This window comes from Fictibacillus sp. NRS-1165, from assembly GCF_050468105.1.
GTDB classification, from domain to species: domain Bacteria; phylum Bacillota; class Bacilli; order Bacillales; family Fictibacillaceae; genus Fictibacillus_C; species Fictibacillus_C terrinigri.
This window is the reverse complement of the sequence record NZ_JBDPNU010000044.1, coordinates 38467-62409: the sequence shown is the minus strand read 5'-3', so window position 1 is coordinate 62409 and position 23943 is coordinate 38467. Positions and strand designations below refer to the sequence as shown.

Sequence of the window (23943 nt, the reverse complement as noted above, 5' to 3'; positions counted from 1 at the left end):
GGTCTTCAAATGAAGTTTTCCATGAACCAGAGTGCCGATGGCCCAGAAACCTTAAACATCCAAAAAGCCCCGCATCTTTTATATGCAGGGCAGATCAGCAATAATCCGCATTGGAAATTTTCAAGCCATAAGCATGATAACCTCAGTGAAATTGTCTATATCTGTGATGGAAAAGGGACGTTCATTATTGATGGAGTAACGTACGAAGCATCAAAAGGAGACATTCTGGTCTACAATAAAGACGTCCTCCACGAAGAATGGTCTAACCCTGATCATCCGCTAAAAACGTATTTTTGCGGCATCACCAACCTGTCCATCGAAGGCTTAAAGGATCTGCATGTCATACCCTCCGGCATCAATCCGGTCATTCGCCGTAATAAATATTCTTCTAAAATTGAAACATACTTGTCCGAGATTTTTGATGAGGCGGCCCTTCAAGCAGAAGGGGACGAGATGATCTGCCAGCACCTGCTCACGTCACTCATAACCGTCATTCACCGCATCATCCATCTGCATCATCAAGACACATCAACAGAAAAGAACGACTCCCTCTCTCACCGAATAAAAGAATATATCGATAAACACTATACAAGGAGCCTTTCTTTAGAAGACTTGGCAGAAGCCTTCTTTATCAGTCCCTACTACCTTTCACATGTGTTTAAAGAGGAAAAGAACCTCTCGCCGATCCACTACCTCATCACAAGAAGGATGGGCGAAGCGAAACGGCTGCTTGTTTCAACGAACCTGAAGATAAGAGAAGTCGCCCAGCTGGTCGGATATGACAACCCGAACTACTTCACGATGCTGTTTAAGAAGTTTACGGGACAGTCGCCTAAGCGTTTTAAGCAGAAGCATATGGAGAAGTTGTTTTACCATAAATAGAGGGCTGCCTTTTTCGGCAGCCCTCTTCAGCTTATAAAACTATTGCTCAAATTGGTATCCATTTTTTAAGAAACTTCCAAAGCGACGCCATTGACCATTTTTTGATAGGTTTCCACGATTTCAGAAGCGAGCACTTGTCTCCATTATTCCGCACTCACTCGGGCCCCAGCTGCCATTAATCACTTCCCTTACCCAGCATGCCATTTACTTTTGTTATGGCCAATGATCCGAGGTGCCTGGCACCGGTTTTAGATTCAATCCCCATCCTTCAACAGCCTCAAAGCGTTTAAAATAACGATCAATGCGGCGCCTGTATCGCTTAATACGGCCATCCACAGCGTGAGCAAGCCGGGGAAGATCAATCCTAGGGCAATGGCTTTTATGATAATGGAGAACCATATGTTTTGCTTAATGATGGATAACGCATTTTTACTAAATCTCATCGTATGCGGCAGCTTTTCAAGATTATCGGCCATTAACACAATATCTGCGGTCTCCATGGCAGTATCCGTCCCCGCTCCGCCCATCGCGATCCCCAGATCGGCAGCGGCAAGTGCAGGGGCATCATTAATGCCATCACCGACCATGGCCACCTTGTAGCCTTCGCTTTGCAGCTTCTTGATCGCGGTCACTTTATCTTCCGGCAATAATTGAGAAAAGCAACGGCTCACGTTCGCTTCAGACGCGATCTTCTTAGCGGTGCCTTCATTATCTCCCGTTAGCATGACGGTCTCGCGTATTCCTTTTTCTTTTAAGGATTGTAAAGCAGAGATGGTGGATCCTCGCAGCATATCTGACACCGCGATCAAACCGAGGACCTTTTGTTCCGTACCGATGATCACAATGGTTTTCCCTTGGTTCTGCAGCTCCACTACATTTTGCGTGATTGGATCCAGCGGCACGGCCATTTCTCTAAACAGCGTCAGGTTGCCTGCGTAATAGTTCACCCCGTTAATGGCGGCTTGAACGCCTTTCCCAACAATCGCCCTGTACAGCTCGCCGTCTCTTGGAGGAATCCCTTGTATCCTCGCATAGTCCACTATGGCTTTAGCTATGGGGTGAGTGGAATAATTCTCTAATGTGAAGGCGATGGATAACAGTTCCTCTTCCGTACCGGCCAGCACTTCAACCTTCGATACTTTTGGTTTCCCCTCGGTCAGGGTTCCTGTTTTATCAAACGCAATCGCTGTAACGGTACCCGCTTTTTCCAAGAACGTTCCACCTTTAATCAAGATTCCGTTCTTTGCAGCATTCCCGATCGCCGACACAATGGCCACTGGAGTAGAAATCACCAGCGCACACGGACAAGCGATCACCAATAATTCAAGCCCTTTATAAAACCATTCACCCCACGATCCAAACGCCAATAATGGCGGGAGGACCATAAGAAGCAACGCCAGTCCAAAAACGATCGGGGTATAAATCCCTGCAAATTTATCAATAAAGGCTTCAGCGGGTGCTTTCTTCTCCTGGGCTTCTTCAACCAAGTGAATGATTTTTGAAATCGTCGTATCTTCGACGAGCTTGGTCACCTGTACTTCAAGCGTCCCGTGTTCGTTAATGGTGCCTTCATATACGCTGTCCCCAGGCCGTTTATCGACAGGGATGGACTCACCCGTAATTGGAGCCTGGTTAACGGTGGATTCTCCCTGCATTACGTCTCCATCCAAGGGAATCTTATCACCTGGCTTGACTATGATGACCTCGCCAATGGAAATTTCCTCGACGGGCTTTTTTACCACCTCCGACCCTTCTTGCACCCACGCTTTAGGAGGAGCTAAATCCATGAGGTTCCTGATCGATTTTCTCGTTTGCTCGGTGGATTTATTCTGTAAAACGTTGCCCAGAGAGAATAACCAAACGACGGTTGACCCTTCCAGCCACTCCCCGATGAAAGCTGCTCCAATCGCTGCCGCTGACATGAGTACATTCATGTCTAAGGAACGGCTCCTAATCGAATAATATGCACTTTTCACTGGTTTATAGCCGCTCAGAATCATGGCCGCAGCATAGAGCATCGAGGACATCAGTGCGGATACACCGGTATAGGAACCGGCAAAACCAAATGCAATGAATAGTCCCGAAAGAAGCAGCAAACCGTTATCATTTTTCTTTTGTACAGGCTGACTGGATGTACGGCCTGTATCCAAAGTCGCTTTAAACCCAATCTTGGAAACTTCTGAAACAATTTCTTCCGGAAGATTGGTATGTTCAATTTTCATTTTTCCCGTTGAAAAATTGACATGTACATGTTGAACAGAAGAATGCAGGTTTAAATGATTTTCGATACTTTTAGCACAATTTCCGCAGTCCATGCCTTCAACCGTGTAGGTCTTAAGAGAAATCGGCTCTGCCATATAACCTTGCTTCTTCACCTGGCTCTCACCTGTACTGCAGCATTGTTCTGACATGCTGGATCACTCCTAATCTATATGACTGTCACAACTGGCAACATCATTTTGAACGTCGGCAAGAAGTACGTTAAACATCGTGAGCAGTTCACGTATCTGTTCGTTACGGATGCTGTAATAGCAGTACCTTCCTTGCTGTCTCCCAGAGATAATGCCGCACCCTTTCAAACAGGCCAAGTGCTGGGATATGTTGGATTGATTCCCGTTGATATCTTCTACGATCTGAGAGACCGTTTTTTCCTGATCCATCAATGTCTCTAATATTTGAATCCTTGTTTTATCAGCGAAACCACGAAGAAATTTCACCTTTGTGTCTAGATTAACGGTTTCCATCTATTCCCCCCACTCATATTAGTAAAAACTAATGTATGGTTACACATCATATTAGCAATACCTAATATATGTGTCAAAAGATTTTTATACGGTGCCAGGCACCCGCATTACACATGTGTGTAATTGCGGTGCCTGGCACCGGTTTAGGATTATTATTCATTTTGATTGAATCAGCCAACTAATGTTAATACTTGTGACGAAGAAAGGAGTTGATACGTTTGCCAGACGAAAGCAATGACAAACCGAATGAACTTGATTTACATATGGATGATGAGCAGCTATGTGTGATCGCTGAAAAAAACCTATGAACAGGGAAAAATCATGAAAGACCAGGGTGTTAAGAAAAATAGAAGGGTGTGTCAATATGACAACTGAAAAGAAATGCAGGGATTCATTTGTTGTAAAAACCAGTAAAGTTTTGCCTTCAGATACCAATAATAATGGAACCCTTTTTGGAGGGAAGCTGATGGCATATATAGATGATATAGCCTCCATCTCTTCCATGCGTCATTCACGAAGAAACATAGTAACCGCTTCGACTGATTCTGTCGATTTCCTCCATCCCATTTCAGAAGCGAGTGCGGTTTGCCTTGAGGCATTTGTAACGTATACCGGACGGACCTCGATGGAAGTATTCGTCAAGGTGATCGCTGAGGATTTATTAACAGGCGATCGAAATGTATGTGCCCTTTCCTTTTTAACGATGGTGGCCATCGACGAAAACGGAAAGCCCACACCCGTTCCCCAGGTGGTCCCGGAAACGGATGTGGAAAAACAGTTGTTTAATACAGCAGCAGCGAGAGCAGAAAACCGCAAGAGAAGAAGAAAGGAAACCGGCAGCCTGGCAAAGGATTTTGGCACCGGTCTGCCTTGGTGAAAAGGGTTACTAAGCAACTTTTGTATCTTAAGCTGCCATCCGGGCGGCTTTTTCTTATGCTATTTAATGAAAAAAGCCACCTTCCTAGCAGAAGAGGCTTAAAACGCGGATCCTGATAAAGTTTACAGACGACTATCGAACGTATTGTTTTACATTATCGGAAGTATCGTTGGTCAAAGGTTTAAGACGAAGCGTATAATGGACAGTGACTTTCATATGTTTCCATTTGTCCGCTCATATCCTTTTATAGGATAGCTTGTGAGCTCTGAAATATGCAGATAAAGAATTTAAAGGTGCAGCATGCTCCGCAGGCCATCAACGATCAGCTGATGATCTTCTTCTTGGGACAATCCGGAAACTGTGATCGTGCCAATCACTCCAGTGTTTTTGATGATGAGCGGAAAGGATCCTCCGTGCACTGCATACTCTTCAGGATTAACGGAATACGCATCAAAATAAGAACGATTTTTAGATTCATTGTATAACTTTACATAAAAAGAGCTATGAAAATGCCGGTTGACTACATTCGATTTTCTTCGGATCCAATGCTCCTGGTCCGGACTTGTGCCATCCATGGCATGATAAAATAATCGTTGCCCATTTTTCATAATGTCGACGGCTATTGACTTATTTCCTTGTTTGGCAAGCTCGATGAGTTTCAGGCCTAATTTTAGGGCTGTACCATTTGTAAATTCATCAAATTGCAATTCTTGTTCCTGATTTAGCGTTTCCGTTAGTTTTTCGCTGACTTTCATCCCAATAATCCCTTCCTGTTGAAAAAAACGGTTTTCTTTTCACGGCTGCTTTGAAGGGCGGCATGTATGACGCGAATCGTTTTTAAACCATCTTCCCCGCTTACGGGACAAGCCTTTCCTTCCTTGATGTGCTCATACACCTGTTCATAATAAGCGGCATAATTGCCTGGTACCGTTTCTATAATCTCCTCCACCTGTTGCCCCTCGCGGCTTAATGTCAACTTTCCGAACCATTCCTCTTTATCGCGTCCCCACTCGTTGCTTCCAGGAACTTTTCCTGCTTTTAGCGCGTCTTCTTGTCCGTCTATTCCATATTTAATGAAGCTTCCCTTGCTTCCGTGTACTTTATAACGCGGCCCCTGATCGACGACAATGGAGCCTGAATGCAAAATGACCCTCAGGTTTTCGTATCCCATGATAATGTGGAAATAATCATCTGTTGCGGAATTCTTTCTTTGAGCAAATACATTAGCCGTGACGAATTCTGGCTCCCCGAATAAGAAAATGGCCTGATCAATTAAGTGGGAGCCCAGATCATACAGCATTCCCGCACCTTTTCCAGGCTTCTCTCTCCAACGATCACGAACTTCGGGTCTGTAACGGTCGAAATGGGCTTCATATTCTACGATTTCACCTAACGTGTCCTCAGAAAGCAGCTTGCATATCGTTAGAAAATCATTATCCCATCTTCTGTTTTGATAGACACTCAGCATCCGGTTATTTTCCCTGGCTAACGCGATGAGCTCCTCTGCCTCGTCAGGATCGATGACCATCGGTTTTTCCACAATGACATGCTTGTTGTGCTGAAGGCTTTTTTTTGCCATTTCATAATGCAGAACATTCGGTGTGGTAATGACAACTAATTCAATATCAGGATCTTCCATGATACTTTCAAGTTCATCCACAACTTCCACATTCCCTAAGTCTTTCTGAACCTTTTCCGGATCTGAAGACATTACTTTAACAATCTCATACTGCTCTAACGCTTGTAAAAAAGGGGCATGAAATGTAGCTCCAGAAAATCCGTAACCAATCAGACCCGTTTTCATTATATCCATTCCTATCTTCCTCTCTCTTTTTCAGTGACCATAAGTTCGATATGAAGTGACCTTAATTTTTGCTCCATTTGTTTAGGTGGAGTTTGATCTGTAATAATAAGATCAATCTGGGATAAATCACAAACCTGATGAAGAAATTCCTTGTTAAATTTTGTGTGATCGGCAAGCAGAATGACTTTTTTTGCCGATTGGATCATGCTCTTTTTCACATAGGCTTCCCCTTCATCGGGAGAAGTGAGTCCCTCCATGCCTAAACCGCAAGCTCCGAGAAATAAAACATCGGTCTTATATTTTGTAACCTCCCCTGCCGTATGGAAGCTAGTGAAATTGCGGTGAAACTTATTGAATTTCCCGCCGGTCAAGTAGGTTATATACCCGTCTCTCTCACTAAGAATCTGGAAGATATCGATCGAATTGGTTACTGCGGTGATTTCTTTATTCGCCATCAGACGGGCCGTCAGTTCTACAGTGGTTGAAGTATCGAAAAAAATATGGTCATGTTCCCTTACATAGGCAGCAGCTTTTCTGGCAATCTCTTCTTCTTTGTATTTGGGCATTCCCCTGTCACGATAGGGAGAGAGTGCTGTACTTTGCGATGCCAGAACCGCTCCTCCCTTCACTCGGAGAATTTTCCCTTCTTCCTCCAGTTTTACAAGATCCCGCCTTGCCGTATCGCGTGAAACGTTAAATTGAGTGATTATGTCTTCAGCATTAATTTCATGATGTACTTGTAGCCAATCCAAAATTTTTTCCAAACGCCGTTTTTGCGCCATAATGTCACTCCCTTGCCTATTAAGGATAAACCATCCCGTAAACTTAACAAGTAAAACGCTTATAATCTTTTAATATTATAAGTATTTTACTTAAATTCAGTGTAATAAAAAACCAACTTGAGTAAGTTGGTTTTTGTCTGGAAGAGCAAAAAGAAGTTTTGTATATAAGAGAACAGGTTTGTTGAGAAGATACAGATTCATGAATGCAAAAAAGGCCAGTTTGGCGGCCTTTCTTCATGAGCTTTCTTATGGTTTAAGAACAACCTTAATGCAATCCTCTGTCCTTGTGTCAAAAACCTCGTATCCGTGCTTTGCTTGATCCAATGGGAGGACATGGGTAACTACGTCCCCAATATCGACCTTGCCTTCCGTAACAAGATTATAAAGAAAAGGCATATACGGAATAACAGGTGCCTGTCCCGTTTTGATATCGACGTTTCTTTGGAAGATGTCCCCTAATGGGAAACCGTGCTGCATGGCGGTGCATTGGGAGGTTTTCTTCATTGCATGCCAAGCGGTACGTAAAGCGGGAACCATTCAGGTTACCGGTGATTACGGAGGCCGTTACACCCCCTTGGGTAATCTCTTTTAAATGATCACCAACATTCTCATAATCCTCGAAGTTGATGGTCTCCACTTTATTCGCCTTTTTTGCGTGCGCCAAACGGTAGTTGATATAATCGACCGCAATGCCCCTTTTGGCGCCTTTGTACCATGCAAACTTCTGCGTCAGAAGTCCGACTGGTCCGCATCCTACGACGATCACCGTGTCTCCTGGTTTGACCCCGGCATGATCAACACTCCAGTAAGCGGTTGAAGCGGCATCCGCCAGCAGTACTAATTTTTCGTCCTCGACCTCACAGTTATCCGGGAGTTTAAAAGGAGTAAAGTTCCCGTGCAATGTGTGGATGACCGACGCCAATACGGCGGTCAATCTGGAACAGAAATAACCGGTATTTAAAAAGCCGTCTAAAACCATTGCCAGGCAAGGGTTCTAGACGGCTTTTTTCATATTGCTTATAGGGCCTTCTGTTCAAGGGGAGCGGTGTTATTTTCATTTTCCGCTGATACAAAGCGGTTGCTGCCTGCACCCATCCCAACAATATAAAGGAGGACCGCCGCAACGGCTAATAGGATCAGTGGAATGTTCCAGCTGTGGGTCTGATCATGCAGGTAACCAAAAAGAGCTGGTCCCACTGCAGCCAGCAGATACCCGACAGATTGTGCCATACCCGAAAGCTCTGCAGCTTGTTGAGCATTGTGCGTCCGCAGAACAAAAAACATGGTCGCAAGGCCGAACCCGGAACCAATGGCAATACCAATCAGTATGACATAAATGGGTGCCAGCACAGTCACTCCACTAAGGATGCCGGCATATCCCAAGAGCAAAAAGATGACAGTGAATGTTACTAATTTGCGCTGGTTCGCACTCCGGCCTGCTAAAATCGGCACAATAAACGTAGGAGGAAGGCTTGCAAATTGAGTTAATGACAAAAGCCATCCCGCTTTTGTCGGGTTGATTCCCTGTTGATGCAAAATGACAGGAAGCCACGTAATAATGGCATAAAACACAGTGGATTGCAGCCCCATAAACAAGGTCACCTTCCAGGCAAGCCCGGAACCCCAAAGGCCAGTCCCTGAAGAAGAAGAATTGGGAACATGCTGTTTTTGAAGCAGCTGAGGGATCCAAACAATAATGGATACGAGTGAGATAAGCGCCCAGCATACGAGGGCAAAGCGCCAGCCGTACCCCAATCCTTTCGTAATCGGAATACTTACACCAGAAGCAATCGCAGCCCACATATTCATGGAAACGGAATAGGTGCCTGTCATCAACCCCACTTTGTTAGGAAACTCTCTTTTTATTAAGCTTGGCAATAATACGTTACATACCGCGATGGCAACTCCAAGCAAAACAGTCCCGCTGAACAAAGCATCTGTATAAGGAACTGAGCGTAAAAGAATACCCGCGCCTAATAAAAGCAAGGCTCCAAAAAGCGTATGCTCCAACCCAAACCGGCGGGCCAGTCTTGGGGCTATCGGTGAGATCAGGGCAAAGGCAAGCAAGGGCAGCGTAGTCAGCATTCCCGCTAATGTATTCGACATTCCAGTATGATTACGAATGATTTCGATGATCGGACCAACACAGGTTAAAGGTGCCCTTAGATTAGCACCCGCAAATATAATGCCCAGGATGAGCAGCCATAATCCTGGCTTAGAAACGGCTTGATCATGCAACATTTGTTTTTTTGAACTCACGTGGTTTCCTCCTCAAAATTCATGATGCAACTTTCTTTCATGATGAAAAATCCTGAAAAACACAGTCCTGCTTTCCAAATAGGCAGATGAATAAGAAAATGCCCGACTCCTCCACAAACGTTGCTCGGTGTGGGGGTCTGGCACTATGTAGTCAGCCAATTTATTCACAATGCAGCTGATCTGAAAAAGCGTCATACGTTTATTATAACAGAAATCCCCATCCTTTACAGGGATAAAGGTAAAGGATGGTAACCGGGAATGGTCATGTCCCGTGAACATTAAAAAGCACAGCACTTGCTTTAGCAACCATTACATCTTGATCATTAAAGATTTGGCATTCAGCATGGGTCAGTGTTCGGCCCTCTTTAACAACCTGGGCATGGGCAACTAAATAATCCCCTGTTCCTCCTTTTAAAAAGGAGACATTAAGATCGACCGTTACCACCTTTTGCTGATTGTTTTCATTCGGTTCAATCGTATTGCACATGGCTACATCCGCCAATGATGAGATAATGCCCCCATGTACGACTCCCACACTATTGCGATACAGTGGTTTTACAGGTAAGCGCACCTTCACTGTTTTCCGGTCCACTCTTTCATACTCCAGATCCAAAAATTCATCAAACGCTTGCTTTATGAACATGAACACCCCTCCTGCCTCTTCTATCATTAGTAAAAGTATAGAACTCCATAAGAAAGGCTGTCAAAAATGACAGTATCCGTATTTCAATCGTCCACCCTATACTTCTCAAGAACCGTGAAGTCCCTGTCGACCAGCCAGACCTGGTTCACCCGGCTGCCACTTTCTGTCCCCCTGAAGTGCTCAAGGCTTACGTTAAAAAAGCTTTTCACCTGTTGATCATAGGCGGCTTTTTTGGACTGGATGATAAAAAACCTCTCTTCCTTCGCGATAATGGCCTCAGTATCCAGAACATCATGATACCTGTTTACGCTCCCAAAATTGTAGGACATATACGTATCAAACGCTGATTCAATCTCCTTTTTCATCTTGATCCTGGCTTCCCTATGCCGGCTGGCTGAATCATAGGGCTTCTCCTCTTGTTCTAAGTATTTTGAAACCGAGGCCGATTGCGCGTATTTTGCGTTCAGCGCGTCATTCACTTGAAAACCAACATATAAACCCGTCACGATCGTTGCTAGGAAAATGATGAAAGGCTGTCTTTTACCCATACATCCCTCCGTACTCTGCCAATAATCTTTTCTCTTTCAATCCTATGTAAACTCGTAGCCATTTAGTAGTGATTTTGAGATTTTAATAGTGATTAGTCTAGTAAATCATTCTTCGGTCAGCCGTTACTTGCAATTTGGCTTGCTTTACTTGCGGAAATCCCCTCATTACTTACAATTTTGCATGCGTTACTTTCAAAAACTTGGACTTTACTTGCGATTCGACACGATTTACTTGCAAAACACGTCATACTCATAAAAGTTTAATTGTATTACTCACGGAAATTATGACTTTACTCACCGTTTTAGCACCTTTACTCACGGAAATTCAGACTTTACTCACTGTTTTTATTCAATTACTCACAAAACATATCAATTACGCAAATTAACACCAGACATAAAAAACGACCTGCATTGTCATGCAGGCCCGGACATCATTATTTTACTTAACTGCCGCTTTCCCCTCACTTACCCCAACCTTCACAATCTGCTTCGTCTCGTTCGACTCGATTGCAGCCAGGATGACATCCAGAGACTTCATCCCTTCTTCTCCGGTAATCAACGGGGGCTGGCCATTCAAAACACAATCGGTAAAGTGGTCGATGACATGCGACTGGGTTTGGCCGCCTTTTTCGTTGGACTGGATCCGTTCCAGTACGTAGTTAACGGTTTCGCCGGTCTGGTATTGAACGACGAGCGAATAATTTGGATCATCCTCCAGGCGGAGTATACCTTTTTCGCCGTAGATGACCGTGGAGTTATCGCCGCCTGACACGTAGGACCAGCTGGCCGCCAGGGTGCCGATCACACCCTTATCGGTTTTTAAAATACAAACCGCGTTGTCATCTACGTCTGTATTCTCCTTCGCACTTGTATCAATGAAGGAACCCACCTCGATGATCTCTCCGAGCAGGTAGCGCATGAGGTCGGTTTTGTGGACGCCAAGGTCACCCATCGCGCCGATAAATGCTTTTTCCTTATCAAAGAACCAGCTGTTTCGGCCATCGATGCTCCATCGTTCCGGTCCGGGATGCCCGAAGGTCGTACGGAAGCTGTAGGTTTTACCGATCTCGCCGCTGTCGATGAGCTGCTTCGCTTTGACATGAGAGGCAACAAAGCGCTGGTTATGAGCAATCATCAAGGTTTTGCCGCTTTCCTGTGCCGCTTGGTTCATGGCCTCTGCTTCTTCTTTGGACGTGGCCATCGGCTTTTCGCAGAGCACATGCTTGCCTGCCTGTAATGCCGCGATGGTGACGGGGGCATGCAGGTAGTTGGGCAGACACACACTGATGGCATCGATATCCGGATTTTTCAACAGTTCTTCATATTCCGTATAGCTCGCAGCTCCATACTGCTGGGCGGTTTCCTCCACTCTTTCAGGAATCAAATCACAAACCGCTGCAATTTCCACGTGTTCATTGGCTTCATATTCTGGCAGGTGGCGTTTTCTTGCGATACTGCCGCAGCCGATCACTCCGACTCTTAATGTACTCATCTCTCATTACCTCCTGAAATTAACGTTTGTTTGACCACTGCAGGCCTGCTGTACGAGCTATGCATCTCATAATGCTTGCCAAGAGACGACGATTCGTGAAACCCGTGCATGATTTCCAGCACATGATAAGCAAGATCTCCTGACGCAAGGTGCGGCCGGCCATTCAGTAGTGCGTCCGCCATATCGGTGATCCCAAGTCCTCGCAGGTTCTCCACAGCATCTGACACGAGCTCCTGCTCCACCCATTCATCAGAGCCCTTGCGATTCAAAAGCACAGGGCCATCAAAGGTGTTGGGATCCGGAACGGAGATCGTTCCTTCCGTACCGTAGATTTCGATAAAAGGTGTCTGGGTCGCCTGCACATCAAAGCTTGTAATGATGGTGCCGATCGCCCCGCTTTCAAATTCAACATTGCCGGAAATATGGGTCGGTGTATGCACCGGAATTTTCTTTCCTTGATCCTCTCCAGTCATGATGGTTCGTTCCAAAAAAGGAATGCCGGCGGATGCGGTCACCCGCTTCACCGAACCCATAAGGCTAATGAATGCCGTTAAATAATAAGGCCCCATATCGTACATCGGACCTCCGCCCGCCTCGTAAAAGAACGCAGGATTCGGATGCCAATGCTCCGGCCCGCGCTTCAGCATAAAGGCTGTAGCCGAAACCGGCTGTCCGATTGCACCTTCTTCTATGAGCGCTCTGCACGTCTGCAGCCCGGCTCCAAGCAACGTATCAGGTGCTGCACCAATCAACAGACCCTTCTTACTGGCCGTCTCGATCAATGCCTTTCCCTCTTCAAGCGAAACACTCAGCGGCTTTTCCACATACACATGCTTACCGGCATTAAGTGCCTGTAAACACAGAGCGTAATGGCCGCCAGGAGGGGTCAGGTTCAGGACAATATCAATTTCTTCATGGTGAATCAGTTCATCGACAGAGAGAACAAAAGGAATGCCATACTCCTTCGACTTCTGTTCTGCCCGCACCTGCTCCAGATCGGCAACGGCGACCACCTCCAAATGCTCAAAACTGCGACAGTTCTTCAAATAAATATCACTGATGACGCCACAGCCAATCAGTCCAACCTTGATCTTTTTCAAGATGTCTCTCTCCTTTTCCTTACTCTTTCACTGCTCCTCCAGCCAAGCCCTTGACGACTTTTTCCTGTGAGAAAAGGTAGACAACCAGGATCGGCAAGCTGGCGAGGGTGAGGGCCGCCATCAAGCCCGGTATGTTCACTGAAAATTCTCCTTTAAAATCCTGCAGTCCGAGCGGCAGGGTCATATTTTCAGGACTCGAGATCAGGACGAGGGCAAAAATAAATTCGTTCCAAAGATGAATAAAGTTATAGATGAGTACGGTCATTAATGCAGGCGTCAGCATCGGCAAGATGACGCGCCAGAAAATGCCGAAGTGGCTGCACCCGTCAATCTTTGCCGCTTCCTCCAATGAGGCCGGAATTTCTTGCATGAACTGAGTCAGGATAAAGATGGAGATCGGCAGACTGGACGCGATATATGGCCCGAGAAGCGCCCAGACCGTATCATACAGCCCCATGCTTTGTGAGAGTTTGAAGACGGGAATCAAGGTCGCATGAATGGGCAGCATCATTCCCGCAATAAACAGCAGGAACACGACGCGGTTCAGCTTAAACTTCATTCGGCTTAACGGATAGCTCGCCAATGCAGCGATGAGCATAACCGCAAACACAGCGATGACCGATACGAGGATGCTGTTCAGGAAATAACGGGACAATCCCATCTCGAACACACTCTTAAAGTTTTCAAGTGTAAAGGAAGAAAAAAGAGAATACGGCTTTTCGAAGAACTCGGTCCGGCTCTTTAAGCTGGTGGAAATCATATAAAGAAAGGGATAGCCTGTGAACACAAGCAGGATAAGGGCAATCACATACAGAGGGACTTTTTTTATCGCTAAATTCATGCGTAGGCTCCTTTCTTTTTCCGGTAAAAATCAAGTGCCTGAATGAGGATGGTCACGATCATCGCTAGGAAAAACATAACGAATGCAATGGCGCTGGCATAGCCCATGTTAAAGTTCACGAACGCCTGCTTGAACATGTACGTCCCAAGCAGCTCGGTTCCATGGTTTGGCCCGCCGCCCGTCATCACATAGAAAATATCAAACGCCTTCAGCGATCCGACGATGGCCAGGATGGATGAACTCACGATGGTAGGCATTAACAACGGCAAGGTGATCCGGAAAAACTTTGTGAACGCATTCGCCCCGTCAATCTCTGCCGCTTCATACAGCTCTTCAGGGATGCCGACGATCGCCGCTTTAAACAGAATCATATAAAATGGCGAGAACTGCCAGACGATGACCAGCAATACTGCAAACATGGCCGTATGGGACTGGCTGAGCCACTCGACATTTTCAAAACCGAACACACTTACGAGCTTGTTGATGATGCCGTTCAAAGGATCGAGCATGAGTACCCACAGCAATCCAACGGCTACCGTGGAAATTAAGAACGGGAAGAAATAAACCCCGCTGAACAGCCGAATGCCCCGGATCGGCGCGAGAAGCATAAGTGCCATGATCAGCCCCAGCGGAATCTGTACAAATATCGAGGTCAGGATGACCCACGTGTTATTCGTCAGCGATGTCCAAAACACGTTGTCTTTTAACAGGTTGACATAGTTCTGCAGTCCAACATACGTACCGGCATCCACACCGTCCCACTTGTAAAAGCTGTAGAGCAGGGTCGAGAAGATCGGGTATAGCACATAAAACACGTACACGATGATGGCTGGTGCCAGAAACAGACTGATGGTTACAAACTTGTTCACTGATTTCCTTTTGGGCCGTACAGCCGGCTGCACCGCTGTATTGGCCGTTCGTACTCCTTTTAATTGCGTTTCCACATCATCCCTCCTCAGCGTCTTGCCATGTAAGGAATCAAAGGGGCAGCATGCCCCTTTGATTCCTCAACATTTATTCCTTCTTCAAATCTTCCTTCGCTTTTTGCTCCATCTTTTTCGCTGCTTCCTGCGGCGTCATATCCAGACCGAACACCGCTTGTGTCGTATCTTTGTGAAGCTCTGCAAGTTCCGGAGGAAGCGTTTGGTCATATGGCATCTGGAGGTGTGTCGCATTTTTCACGACATCATAAAAACGTTTGGTCATTTCATCTTTTGGAACCACATTATCCACCGAACTTAATGAACCGGTGCGGTCTACATACGCCTGAGCCGTTTCTGTACTGGTCAGCTCCTTGGCAAGCTCAGTGGCCAGCTTCTGGTTTTTGCTGTTTTTTGCAACCGACCATACCGGGCTCGCTGACGCACCCAAGTTCGTTTGGTCGCCTTTGCCGCCTTTAACGGTCGGGAATACGAAGAAATCAAGCTTGCTCGCAAAGTCAGGTGCTTCTTCCTTCATGTTGTTTACGAACGAAATGGTCATATCCATCATCGCAGCTTTACCGGAATACATGAGCTGACGGCCTTGTCCTTCATCATAAGGAATACCATTAAAGCCGGAGTTGAACGCTTTCTTCTTCACCATTTCCTGAATGAGTTCTCCTGCTTTCACATATGCCTGATCGTCAAAGCCTTTACCGGTACGATGGAACGCACTGTCAAACAATTCCGTTCCGCCTACACGGCTGGCGAAGTTCATTAAATAGTACGCGCCAGGCCATTTGGTCTTGTTGGCCAACGCAAGGGGAATAATGTCGTTTTTCTTGAGCGTATCATTGATCTTGAGCCACTCATCATAGGTCTTTGGAGGCGTTAACCCATATTTTTTGAAGATATCTTTGTTGTAGAACACTACGTCAATGGATAAGCCGAGCGGCAATCCGTACACTTTGTTATCAAACGTGGAATTGTCGAGAGCCAGTTTGTTGAAATGTTCTTTGTCCGTATCAGCCGTAATATCCAGTACCTTGCCTTGGTCCGCAAAGTTCTTGAGCCAGCCTCCGCCCCAGCTGACAAATACGTCCGGAGCACGGTTGCCCGACATGGCAACAGAAAGCTTCTGTTTGTAGGCATCGTTTGGAATCGTCAAGAATTTCACGTTCACATCCGGATGCTTCTTCTCAAAACGTGCCACAGCTTCCTGATACACTTTTTCCTTTTCACCCGGATCAATCTGCCAGAACTCCAGCGTCTTTTTACCGCCTTTGGAACCTGAACCGCTGCTGGAAGCTGATTCCTTTGAACCTCCTCCGTTCAACCCGCATGCTGTTAACAATAGAACACAGACAATGGTCAGCATCAACCCTGCTTTTTTCACAGCTATCCCCTCTTCTCTCATTTAATGATGGTCACGCCGTTATGTAGTTCTTGTTGAGGTATTGAAAACTGATCTCGATGCTTTCAAGCGGTGAGCGGCGGCTTTGGTCCTGCTCAACGATCCACCAGTTGACGCTGGATGATTCTCCTTTGTTTAAAATCGGCGTTAAATCTACGCCGCCTGTACCGAGTTCAGCAAAGAACTGTTCGCCGTCGGCTGTCATGTCCTTTAAATGGACAAGCGGTGTTCTTCCCTCGTATTTCTCAAGCCACTTGACCGGGTCTTCTCCCGCTTTTGTAAGCCAGTACACATCAAACTCCGCTTTCACCCAGTCAGGATGGGTTTCTTCAAGCAGCAGCTCAAGCGGCTTTCGGCCATCAGACATTGGTTGAAGTTCAAAATCGTGGTTATGGTATGCGAATGTTAGTCCTTCTTTATGGCACGTTTCCCCGACAGAATTTAGAATGGATACAAGCTGGCGGTAATCCTGTTCAGTGCGTCGTTCCGGCGGAAGGTAAGGACATACGATATGTTTGTTTCCAAGGATGTGCTGATACTCGATGACTGAGTTCAACTCGGATTCCAGTGTAGTCAACGGCACATGACTGGATGCCGCCTTTAGCCCGAGATCATCCAGCACCTTTTTCAGCTCTGAAGCCTGGAGGCCGCCATAACCCGCAAACTCTACGCCTTCGTACCCAATATCCGCGACCTTTTTCAATGTTCCGATGAAATCTTTTTCTGTTTCGTTTCTTAACGTGTACATCTGCAGTGCAACGGGTATGCGATTTGACATGAAAAACCTCTCCTTTTAAACTTATATTTTTAAAATGTAATCGGTTACATTTTTGAGTCACGATAAACCTTTAAATTTAAAGGTTATTGCCTGTACTAAAATGTAACCCATTACATAACTAACCGTTTTTTTGAAAATTTGCGCCGCAGGACTCCCGAATGATTAATTCGTTCTCGAGCACATGCTGCCTCTTTCCCATCTCAATGCCGTTTATCTGCTCAAGCAGCAGTTCCATCGCTTTTTTCCCCATCTCAAACGTTGGCTGTGCAATCGTAGTGATTCCAGGATCGTAAATCGCTGATAGCTTGATGTTATCAAATCCAACGACAGCAAGATCCCCGGGGACGGAAAGTCCATTTTCTTTCGCAGCCTTTATTACACCAGTAGCCATTTCATCGTTCGCCGAAAACACGGCGGTTGGCGGCTTTTCAAGCGCCATCAGCTTGGTCATCTGGTTATAACCGGATTCATGGGAAAAATCACCTTCCTGAATTAAAATGTTGTCAAACGCCAGGCCGTTCTGCAGCAACGCTTGGCGATATCCCTTCAGGCGGTCCTGACTGACTAAAAGATGAAGCGGACCGGTAATATGAGCGATGCGGGAATGGCCCATGTTGATAAGATGCTCAGTCGCCGTTCGGGCGCTGCTCACATTGTCGATGGTTACCGTTGGAATGGCAACTCCCTCCAGATAGTCAGCGGTAAGAACGACCGGGAACTGTTCCATCACTTCAGCTAACACATTTTTATCCATTCTTGCAGACAAAAGTATCATTCCATCGACTTGCCGCTGTTTCAGATGGTCGAGGTACTCATATTCCTTTTCCACCTGCTTATTCGTGTTTGCGAGCAGCACACGGTATCCATTCTCACCCGCTGCATGCTCGATTCCGCCAAGAATATGGGAAAACACGGTATTCATGATGTTTGGAACAACCACCAGGATCGTATTCGTCTGGCTTCTTCTGAAATGCCTCGCCAATATATTCGGCTGGTAATTCATCTGCTCAATGATCGCCAGTACCTTATCCCGCGTATCCTTTTTCACAGCTTCCGGGTTTCTCAGTACTCTTGAGACGGTAGCCTTCGAAACATTCGCCTTTTCTGCAACATCGCTCATCTTTACCATTGGTGCATCCCCTATACTACAAAGTTTACATTCAACTCATAATGAAATCGGTTACATTTAGTATAACTGCATTTATCTGAATTGCAAGATAATTTTTATATCATTTAAAACGAGATTAAAAAAGCCAGCTTTTGTAGTCATCTACAAAAGCTGGCGCTGTCACTTGATTATTTGAAAACCTTCGAATCTATTTTTTTACACCAAATTCACGCAATGCTTGCTGTACCGTTCCATAGATTTGTATTAAGGATAGATCCATTCCGAGCTGAACCACACTCCGGGCAACCTCAGGCCTTACTCCTGTTACTATAGAGCGAACACCGAGCAAACCAAGTACGGCACTCAAGCGGCCAAATTTGTTCTACATCGTTCTTCATTAATTCCTGCTTCACCACTATCATTGTGACTATCATATCTTTCCAGTTGGTTTTTTATGCCATTACTCACGAAACTTCAGATTTTACTCACCATTTTAGCACCTTTACTCACGGAAATTCGGACTTTACTCACCGTTCTGACACTATTACTCGCAAAACACATCATTTTCAAAAATTCTATCGCTAGAAACTATCATCCTTGCAAAAGCATCTGTTGAGGTATTTCGTATTTTTCCCATCGATTTCGACGAACCTTTACAAATTTCACGAAATGACAGAAGTATTTATACATTCCTGTCGTAAGAAATTTACATAGCTTCGTTATCATAATCCTGTAAAAAACTACATTCACAGGAGGGTTTTGGGTGAAAAGAGCAATGAAATCTTTTCTTTTGTTTGCGTTTGCGTTTTTACTTTTAGGAGGATTGCTGCCTGTTTCGTCACATGCAGCAGCTCAAGAAGACTCTGTCCGGGAGTTAAGGGTGATGACCTACAATCTCAGGTATTTGAATACTAAGGATGCATCACCGCATACTTGGGCAGAAAGGCGTCCGACCGTCCGCCAGCTGATCCTCAATGAACAGCCGGATATCTTCGGGACGCAAGAAGCTGTGTATCAACAGGTTAAGGATGTTGATGAGGACTTACCGGAATATGATTGGATCGGTTTGGGCCGGGAAGGTGGCAGTAAGGGCGAATTCATGGCCATCTACTTTAACAAAACACGCTTTTCTCCCTTAGAGTACGATCATTATTGGCTTTCTGATACTCCGGATGAGGTCGGATCCATGTCATGGGGAAATACCATTCCGCGCATGGTTACATGGGTCAAGTTTCTTGATAGGAAAACCAATAAGCAATTCTACTTTGTGAACACACACTTTGATCATCGGTCCGTAGAAGCTAGAGAGAAAAGTGCGGCATTAATTGTAGAAAAAATAAAAGAATTTAATCCCGAGCTTCCTGTCTTGTTAACCGGAGACTTTAATACCGGCCCTGATAGCCAGCCTCACCAAACGCTGACGAACGAAGGACCTTTTACAGATCTATGGGATTCTGCAGAAATAAAGAAGAATGAACACCTCGGTACATTTAACGGTTTTCGCGATCCTATGGGGGGAGGCTCCGCTAATAAAATCGATTGGATCCTATCCAATGATAAGGCAAAAGCGAAAAGCATAGAAATATTAAATTATCAAAAAAACGGTCAATATCCGAGCGACCATTATCCAGTTATAGCTGACCTGACACTTCACTATTAATCTTCCAAGGAGGACTAAAAATGAACGATTCCAATCATTCAGAAAAGCTGAATCGAAGAAGTTTTTTAAAGAAAGCCGGACAAGGAGCGGGAATTGCTCTCGGTGTTTCCATTGCCAATACATTACCAGTGAATTTCGCATCAGCAGCGCCGAACTCTCTATCTTATCCATTTACACTTGGCGTGGCATCTGGTGATCCATTGCCAGATGGTGTGGTTTTATGGACAAGGCTAGCACCAGACCCGCTGAACGGCGGCGGCATGAAACCCACTCCCCTCCCGGTGCAATGGGAAATTTCACTGGATTCAGCCTTTAAAAAAATTGTACAGCGAGGAACAGAGATTTCAAAACCGGAGCTCGGCCATTCTGTTCATGTCGAAGTCAATGGCTTACAACCTTCTGAGTGGTACTATTATCGCTTTAAAGCAGGTACAGAGATCAGTCCTGTAGGGCGGACAAAGACGGCTCCTGCGCTGCATAGCCAGGTTGATCATCTGACATTTGCGTTTGCTTCCTGTCAAAATTGGCCAGCAGGCTATTACACCGCCTATCAGCATATGGCCAAGGATGACCTGGATCTGGTCATTCATTTAGGGGATTACATTTATGAAGGCACACATAATTCGACCGGCGTTCGGCCGATTAACAAAGAATATCCTGAAATCTATACCATTGACGATTATCGCAACCGCTACGCCTTATATAAATTAGACAGTGACCTTCAAGCCGCCCATGCCAATTTTCCATGGCTTGTAACCAATGATGACCATGAAGTGGATAATAACTGGGCAGGGGATGTGCCGCAGGATCCTGATAAACAATCAAGGGAGGCTTTCTTAAAACGCAGAGCGATTGCGTTTCAAGCGTATTATGAACACATGCCGCTCCGCCGCACGTCCTACCCGAACGGAAGCAGCATGCAAATCTACCGGCGTCTTTCTTTTGGAAATTTAGTCGATTTTAGTTTACTGGATACACGTCAGTACAGAGATGATCAAGCCAACGGTGACGGGTGGGACAGCCCTACACCAGAGTCCATGGATGCGTCGCGTACCCTGCTGGGTGAGAAACAAGAACGCTGGTTATTGGATGGGCTGGCTGCCTCTCGGGCAAAATGGAAGGTTCTTGCGCAGCAAGTGTTTTTCGCCAGACGAGATGGAGCTTTTGGTCCGGATCAACAATCCTTCAGTATGGATGCTTGGGATGGCTATCCTGGAGCACGCCAAAGGATTCTGAACTTTTTAGCGGAGAAAAACATTTCCAACCCGGTCGTTTTAACCGGAGATGTCCACTCGAGCTGGGCGAATGAAGTGAAAGCCAATTTCGACGATGTGAACTCAAAGAATGTGGCAGTTGAATTTGTCGGAACATCCATTACATCCGGCGGAGACGGTGCTGATGTACGGCCTGACACAGCACAAACACTTGAGGAGAATCCCCATATTAAGTTTTTCAGCAACCAGCGCGGTTATGTGCGCTGCAAACTAACCCAGCAGACATGGCAAACGGATTATCTGGTGTTGCCATATGTCACAAGGCCGGGTGCTCCAATCGAAACGCGGGCATCATTTGTGGTCGAAGACGGCAAACCAAGTCTGCTGGCAAAGGCTGAGCCTGCTTCTGTATAACTAAAACATAACCCCCCACATCCACGAATCAAAGGCGATTTTCCCCAGGAAAAGTCGCCTTTTTTGCATTTATTAAAAATAATTTCTAATGGAAGAATAACTACCGAAGAGCATATAGCGTACGCGATACGGACAAGCCCCCAGACGATTCAGCGAAAGACCTTATATATCAACAAAACGAATGATTACAAGGTTCAATGAAACTGAGATTGCGATACGCGATACATACGGGAATTTTACTGGATGTGTCTCAGCGTAAAGCCTCGGTTTCCCGGCTCCATCAACATATCGCGAGGTGATATACGATTCATCAAAAAATTCTTTATTACTCTAAAGGAAAGGAGACCCGATATGCGAAGCGATATACAACCGAATGAACGAGCTTTCTCTTCCAAGGAAGTGGCAGAAGTCGTAGCGATAGCCACCCCCACTGTTCGAAAGTACGGCCAAATTCTGGAGCGAAACGGATATGAGTTTTTTAAAGATGGTGATCGGCGTATCTTTGTTCAATCCGATATCGAAGCACTCATAGCGTTACGCGATACGGAGAAACCCCTGGACGATACAGCGAAAGACGTTGTGAATCAACAAAAAGAAAGATTACAAGGTTCCAATGAAACAGACATGGCGATACGCGATACATATGAGGATTTACCCCACGATGCCAAACCACTGAGGGAAATGTTACTGTTTTTAGCGAACGAACTTACAGCTACACGTGAAATGAATGCCCATCTGACCAATGAGGTGTCTCAGCTTAAAACAACGGTTTCCCGGCTGCAGCAAGACCATCATGTCATAAGTTCCAGCATTGGGAATTCCGCTCAAAAAACGCATGCTAAACTTGAAAATATAACTCAACAGCAAAAGATCCATTTCGAAGCATTGCTGCAGCAGGAAAAACAAAAAAGCGAATTCTTACAAAAAGAATTACAAATTATGTCGGAAGAACAGAGAAAGGCATGGCGTTCACAAAATGATTTTAACGTACGCTTAGAAAATGCGATGCGAAAACCAAAAGGAAAATGGAGGAGACTTCTCTACAGTTTCATTAAATAAGTGCCTATATAAGGCTCTTTTTTTTGCTTAACTGTTCTGATATTTTATTTTCTTCTACCCCTTCAGCTATACCCTATACCCTGTAATATCCTCATAATTTACTTTGGTTTTCTTTCTACCAGTGCCCTGCGACTGTTTGGCACGTATCGGATCGAGAAACTTAGTCATCGAGCTCCCTCGTCGGCAGAGGGGCCGTAGATGCCCGGCACCGGAATATCAAGAAGCCGCAAGTATAATTCCTAGCTGCGCCCGGTGGTGGACCATGTGGCTTAATCCGAAGGTGCGGAGCGCGATCGCCCGCGGCTCGCGGAGGATGATATGGTCGCCTTGGCGCAGCGTTCATCATGTTGAATATATTTTTCTTTAGAAATGACTTTCCATAACTATGTATTCTTTCAGACCATTTTTCGAATAGGTTGCGTCGCTTAATGTGTTATAAACTTCGTCTCTTACTCTATCTCCCATTGTCGCACCTCACTAAAGTAGATTATAATTTATATCATATAAAATTTTCCAATTAAATGGAGAGACAACATGAAAAAAATACTGTATGCGTTAATAATTGTGAGTATCTTATTAATGGCAGGATGCAAAAAGGAGAACGGCATGGAAGAAGAGGATATCAAGCAAACAGCGGCGGTGGTAGCTAAAGACTTTATGGAGGAACGAGGGAAAACGTTTGTGGTAACAGGTTATGACTTTCTAGATTCTTCCACCGGTTCAATAGTGGTATACGGATACTGTAAGGAAGATAAAGATAACAAAATGCTGATCAACATTAATTACATGCAGGATTTTAAAGTTTTATCTTATGGTGATGGAGTAGAAGATTAGTAGAGCTGGTTTCTTCAAGGGAGCTTGCTCTTTTTATGTGCAAAAGTCCGTAGGTCTAGTCTTTATCCCGATCGCCTTTCTTGCTGGCATCATTAAACGGCCTTGAAACAATAAGGCCGCTATGCAACTATCTTTGTTCAACACTTTGGCCAGAGACGACAGTAATGGCATTTCGTTTGCCGGGCTTTACGAAAATCATGGCTACCATGTGAGATAAGTACCTTTGTGCTACATAACCATGAAAATTCTCCAAATAAACTTATAAAGGAAGCAAAACAATTAAAACAAGAGATAGAACCTCATGAGGAAAAAATAAATGTTATTAAATTAACCTTATCTCATATCGGTAAACCAGATGGGGTTATAGAGGGGATAATATTTATCATTTTTTCTATCGTACTGGGCGTTATTGCTCCTATTTGGAGGATGCCAGTGGGAAAAACCGAGAATTTTTCAGTGTTAGATAAATGGTTATATCTTGGCGGTTTCTTCATTATACTACTTTCTTCATTATTTATTTATGTGTTTTAGCAGCTAAAAGCCTTAATGATGAATAAACAAATGAAAAAG

22 protein-coding genes and 2 pseudogenes are annotated in these 23943 nt (G+C 45.2%); 7 read left to right on the top strand and 17 right to left on the bottom strand.

Annotated elements, in window-relative coordinates:
* The first annotated feature begins 9 nt into the window (after nucleotides 1-9).
* Entirely contained in the window at nucleotides 10-882 is an 873-nt protein-coding gene (locus ABHN01_RS18935; RefSeq protein WP_429876799.1) for an AraC family transcriptional regulator, read from the top strand.
* Between the two features lie 254 nt (nucleotides 883-1136).
* On the opposite strand, the gene ABHN01_RS18930 is transcribed toward ABHN01_RS18935, so the two are convergent.
* Complete coding sequence (locus ABHN01_RS18930; protein WP_429876798.1) at nucleotides 1137-3293, bottom strand: heavy metal translocating P-type ATPase; 2157 nt, start codon at nucleotides 3291-3293, stop codon at nucleotides 1137-1139.
* A gap of 12 nt (nucleotides 3294-3305) precedes the next feature.
* Entirely contained in the window at nucleotides 3306-3626 is a 321-nt protein-coding gene (locus ABHN01_RS18925) for an ArsR/SmtB family transcription factor (protein WP_429876797.1), read from the bottom strand.
* Between the two features lie 364 nt (nucleotides 3627-3990).
* Here ABHN01_RS18925 and ABHN01_RS18920 point away from each other — a divergent pair, with 364 nt between their 5' ends.
* Entirely contained in the window at nucleotides 3991-4503 is a 513-nt protein-coding gene (locus tag ABHN01_RS18920) for an acyl-CoA thioesterase (protein ID WP_429876796.1), read from the top strand.
* A 287-nt stretch (nucleotides 4504-4790) separates the two neighbouring features.
* Here the strand turns inward: ABHN01_RS18920 and ABHN01_RS18915 are convergent, their stop codons facing one another.
* From ABHN01_RS18915 to ABHN01_RS18850, 14 genes and pseudogenes are all read right to left on the bottom strand, one after another.
* A complete protein-coding gene (locus ABHN01_RS18915; RefSeq protein WP_429876795.1) occupies nucleotides 4791-5258 on the bottom strand; it encodes a heme-degrading domain-containing protein in 468 nt (155 codons plus the stop codon).
* Nucleotides 5255-6316 carry an oxidoreductase gene (locus tag ABHN01_RS18910; RefSeq protein ID WP_429876794.1) on the bottom strand — a complete coding sequence of 354 codons (1062 nt, stop codon included), beginning with the start codon at nucleotides 6314-6316 and terminating at the stop codon, nucleotides 5255-5257. Before ABHN01_RS18910 ends, ABHN01_RS18915 begins: the two co-directional genes overlap by 4 nt.
* A gap of 2 nt (nucleotides 6317-6318) precedes the next feature.
* A complete protein-coding gene (locus tag ABHN01_RS18905; protein WP_429876793.1) occupies nucleotides 6319-7089 on the bottom strand; it encodes a DeoR/GlpR family DNA-binding transcription regulator in 771 nt (256 codons plus the stop codon).
* Nucleotides 7090-7335: 246 nt separating this feature from the next.
* A pseudogene (locus ABHN01_RS18900) lies at nucleotides 7336-8008 on the bottom strand (glutathione-dependent formaldehyde dehydrogenase); the annotation flags it as partial.
* 98 nt (nucleotides 8009-8106) lie between these two features.
* On the bottom strand, nucleotides 8107-9330 hold the full coding sequence (locus ABHN01_RS18895; RefSeq protein WP_429876839.1) for a CynX/NimT family MFS transporter: 1224 nt from the start codon (nucleotides 9328-9330) through the stop codon (nucleotides 8107-8109).
* 280 nt (nucleotides 9331-9610) lie between these two features.
* Nucleotides 9611-9991, bottom strand: coding sequence for a PaaI family thioesterase (locus tag ABHN01_RS18890; RefSeq protein ID WP_429876792.1), 381 nt, complete (start codon nucleotides 9989-9991; stop codon nucleotides 9611-9613).
* A gap of 83 nt (nucleotides 9992-10074) precedes the next feature.
* The gene (locus tag ABHN01_RS18885) at nucleotides 10075-10539 is read right to left on the bottom strand and encodes a hypothetical protein (protein WP_429876791.1); all 465 of its coding nucleotides are present in this window, start codon (nucleotides 10537-10539) and stop codon (nucleotides 10075-10077) included.
* A 439-nt stretch (nucleotides 10540-10978) separates the two neighbouring features.
* A complete protein-coding gene (locus ABHN01_RS18880; RefSeq protein ID WP_429876790.1) occupies nucleotides 10979-12031 on the bottom strand; it encodes a Gfo/Idh/MocA family protein in 1053 nt (350 codons plus the stop codon).
* Complete coding sequence (locus tag ABHN01_RS18875; protein ID WP_429876789.1) at nucleotides 12028-13131, bottom strand: Gfo/Idh/MocA family protein; 1104 nt, start codon at nucleotides 13129-13131, stop codon at nucleotides 12028-12030. The genes ABHN01_RS18880 and ABHN01_RS18875 overlap by 4 nt, the downstream gene beginning before the upstream one ends.
* Nucleotides 13132-13150: 19 nt before the next feature.
* Nucleotides 13151-13972, bottom strand: coding sequence for a carbohydrate ABC transporter permease (locus ABHN01_RS18870; RefSeq protein ID WP_429876788.1), 822 nt, complete (start codon nucleotides 13970-13972; stop codon nucleotides 13151-13153).
* On the bottom strand, nucleotides 13969-14916 hold the full coding sequence (locus tag ABHN01_RS18865) for a carbohydrate ABC transporter permease (protein WP_429876787.1): 948 nt from the start codon (nucleotides 14914-14916) through the stop codon (nucleotides 13969-13971). The genes ABHN01_RS18870 and ABHN01_RS18865 overlap by 4 nt, the downstream gene beginning before the upstream one ends.
* Nucleotides 14917-14986: 70 nt before the next feature.
* Complete coding sequence (locus ABHN01_RS18860; protein ID WP_429876786.1) at nucleotides 14987-16288, bottom strand: extracellular solute-binding protein; 1302 nt, start codon at nucleotides 16286-16288, stop codon at nucleotides 14987-14989.
* Nucleotides 16289-16319: 31 nt separating this feature from the next.
* Nucleotides 16320-17084 carry a sugar phosphate isomerase/epimerase family protein gene (locus ABHN01_RS18855; protein WP_429876785.1) on the bottom strand — a complete coding sequence of 255 codons (765 nt, stop codon included), beginning with the start codon at nucleotides 17082-17084 and terminating at the stop codon, nucleotides 16320-16322.
* Nucleotides 17085-17202: 118 nt separating this feature from the next.
* Nucleotides 17203-18213: a LacI family DNA-binding transcriptional regulator gene (locus ABHN01_RS18850; RefSeq protein ID WP_429876784.1), complete on the bottom strand. Its 1011-nt coding sequence runs from the start codon at nucleotides 18211-18213 to the stop codon at nucleotides 17203-17205.
* Between the two features lie 742 nt (nucleotides 18214-18955).
* On the opposite strand from ABHN01_RS18850, the gene ABHN01_RS18845 reads away from it, so the two are divergent.
* The 3 genes from ABHN01_RS18845 to ABHN01_RS18835 all read left to right on the top strand — a co-directional run bounded on the left by ABHN01_RS18845 (nucleotide 18956) and on the right by ABHN01_RS18835 (nucleotide 22539).
* Nucleotides 18956-19852: an endonuclease/exonuclease/phosphatase family protein gene (locus tag ABHN01_RS18845; protein WP_429876783.1), complete on the top strand. Its 897-nt coding sequence runs from the start codon at nucleotides 18956-18958 to the stop codon at nucleotides 19850-19852.
* A gap of 20 nt (nucleotides 19853-19872) precedes the next feature.
* The gene (locus tag ABHN01_RS18840; protein ID WP_429876782.1) at nucleotides 19873-21480 is read left to right on the top strand and encodes an alkaline phosphatase D family protein; all 1608 of its coding nucleotides are present in this window, start codon (nucleotides 19873-19875) and stop codon (nucleotides 21478-21480) included.
* Nucleotides 21481-21831: 351 nt separating this feature from the next.
* Entirely contained in the window at nucleotides 21832-22539 is a 708-nt protein-coding gene (locus ABHN01_RS18835) for a hypothetical protein (RefSeq protein ID WP_429876781.1), read from the top strand.
* 164 nt (nucleotides 22540-22703) lie between these two features.
* Here the strand turns inward: ABHN01_RS18835 and ABHN01_RS18830 are convergent.
* Nucleotides 22704-22878, bottom strand: a pseudogene (locus ABHN01_RS18830) (DinB family protein); the annotation flags it as partial.
* 195 nt (nucleotides 22879-23073) lie between these two features.
* Between ABHN01_RS18830 and ABHN01_RS18825 the strand changes: the two are divergent.
* Together ABHN01_RS18825 and ABHN01_RS18820 are read left to right on the top strand one after the other, a co-directional pair.
* Nucleotides 23074-23373 (top strand): hypothetical protein, encoded by a 300-nt coding sequence (locus ABHN01_RS18825; RefSeq protein WP_290397945.1) that lies wholly within the window; start codon nucleotides 23074-23076, stop codon nucleotides 23371-23373.
* A gap of 225 nt (nucleotides 23374-23598) precedes the next feature.
* Entirely contained in the window at nucleotides 23599-23904 is a 306-nt protein-coding gene (locus tag ABHN01_RS18820; protein ID WP_429876780.1) for a hypothetical protein, read from the top strand.
* Nucleotides 23905-23943: the final 39 nt, after the last annotated feature.

What these genes read in the sequence shown, in the direction of transcription:
- ABHN01_RS18935 (WP_429876799.1), top strand. Translation starts at nt 10, where the DNA reads ATGAAGTTTTCCATGAACCAGAGTGCCGATGGCCCAGAAACCTTAAAC.
- ABHN01_RS18930 (WP_429876798.1), bottom strand. Translation starts at nt 3,293, where the DNA reads ATGTCAGAACAATGCTGCAGTACAGGTGAGAGCCAGGTGAAGAAGCAA.
- ABHN01_RS18925 (WP_429876797.1), bottom strand. Translation starts at nt 3,626, where the DNA reads ATGGAAACCGTTAATCTAGACACAAAGGTGAAATTTCTTCGTGGTTTC.
- ABHN01_RS18920 (WP_429876796.1), top strand. Translation starts at nt 3,991, where the DNA reads ATGACAACTGAAAAGAAATGCAGGGATTCATTTGTTGTAAAAACCAGT.
- ABHN01_RS18915 (WP_429876795.1), bottom strand. Translation starts at nt 5,258, where the DNA reads ATGAAAGTCAGCGAAAAACTAACGGAAACGCTAAATCAGGAACAAGAA.
- ABHN01_RS18910 (WP_429876794.1), bottom strand. Translation starts at nt 6,316, where the DNA reads ATGGATATAATGAAAACGGGTCTGATTGGTTACGGATTTTCTGGAGCT.
- ABHN01_RS18905 (WP_429876793.1), bottom strand. Translation starts at nt 7,089, where the DNA reads ATGGCGCAAAAACGGCGTTTGGAAAAAATTTTGGATTGGCTACAAGTA.
- ABHN01_RS18895 (WP_429876839.1), bottom strand. Translation starts at nt 9,330, where the DNA reads ATGTTGCATGATCAAGCCGTTTCTAAGCCAGGATTATGGCTGCTCATC.
- ABHN01_RS18890 (WP_429876792.1), bottom strand. Translation starts at nt 9,991, where the DNA reads ATGTTCATAAAGCAAGCGTTTGATGAATTTTTGGATCTGGAGTATGAA.
- ABHN01_RS18885 (WP_429876791.1), bottom strand. Translation starts at nt 10,539, where the DNA reads ATGGGTAAAAGACAGCCTTTCATCATTTTCCTAGCAACGATCGTGACG.
- ABHN01_RS18880 (WP_429876790.1), bottom strand. Translation starts at nt 12,031, where the DNA reads ATGAGTACATTAAGAGTCGGAGTGATCGGCTGCGGCAGTATCGCAAGA.
- ABHN01_RS18870 (WP_429876788.1), bottom strand. Translation starts at nt 13,972, where the DNA reads ATGAATTTAGCGATAAAAAAAGTCCCTCTGTATGTGATTGCCCTTATC.
- ABHN01_RS18855 (WP_429876785.1), bottom strand. Translation starts at nt 17,084, where the DNA reads ATGTCAAATCGCATACCCGTTGCACTGCAGATGTACACGTTAAGAAAC.
- ABHN01_RS18850 (WP_429876784.1), bottom strand. Translation starts at nt 18,213, where the DNA reads ATGGTAAAGATGAGCGATGTTGCAGAAAAGGCGAATGTTTCGAAGGCT.
- ABHN01_RS18840 (WP_429876782.1), top strand. Translation starts at nt 19,873, where the DNA reads ATGAACGATTCCAATCATTCAGAAAAGCTGAATCGAAGAAGTTTTTTA.
- ABHN01_RS18835 (WP_429876781.1), top strand. Translation starts at nt 21,832, where the DNA reads ATGCGAAGCGATATACAACCGAATGAACGAGCTTTCTCTTCCAAGGAA.
- ABHN01_RS18825 (WP_290397945.1), top strand. Translation starts at nt 23,074, where the DNA reads ATGAAAAAAATACTGTATGCGTTAATAATTGTGAGTATCTTATTAATG.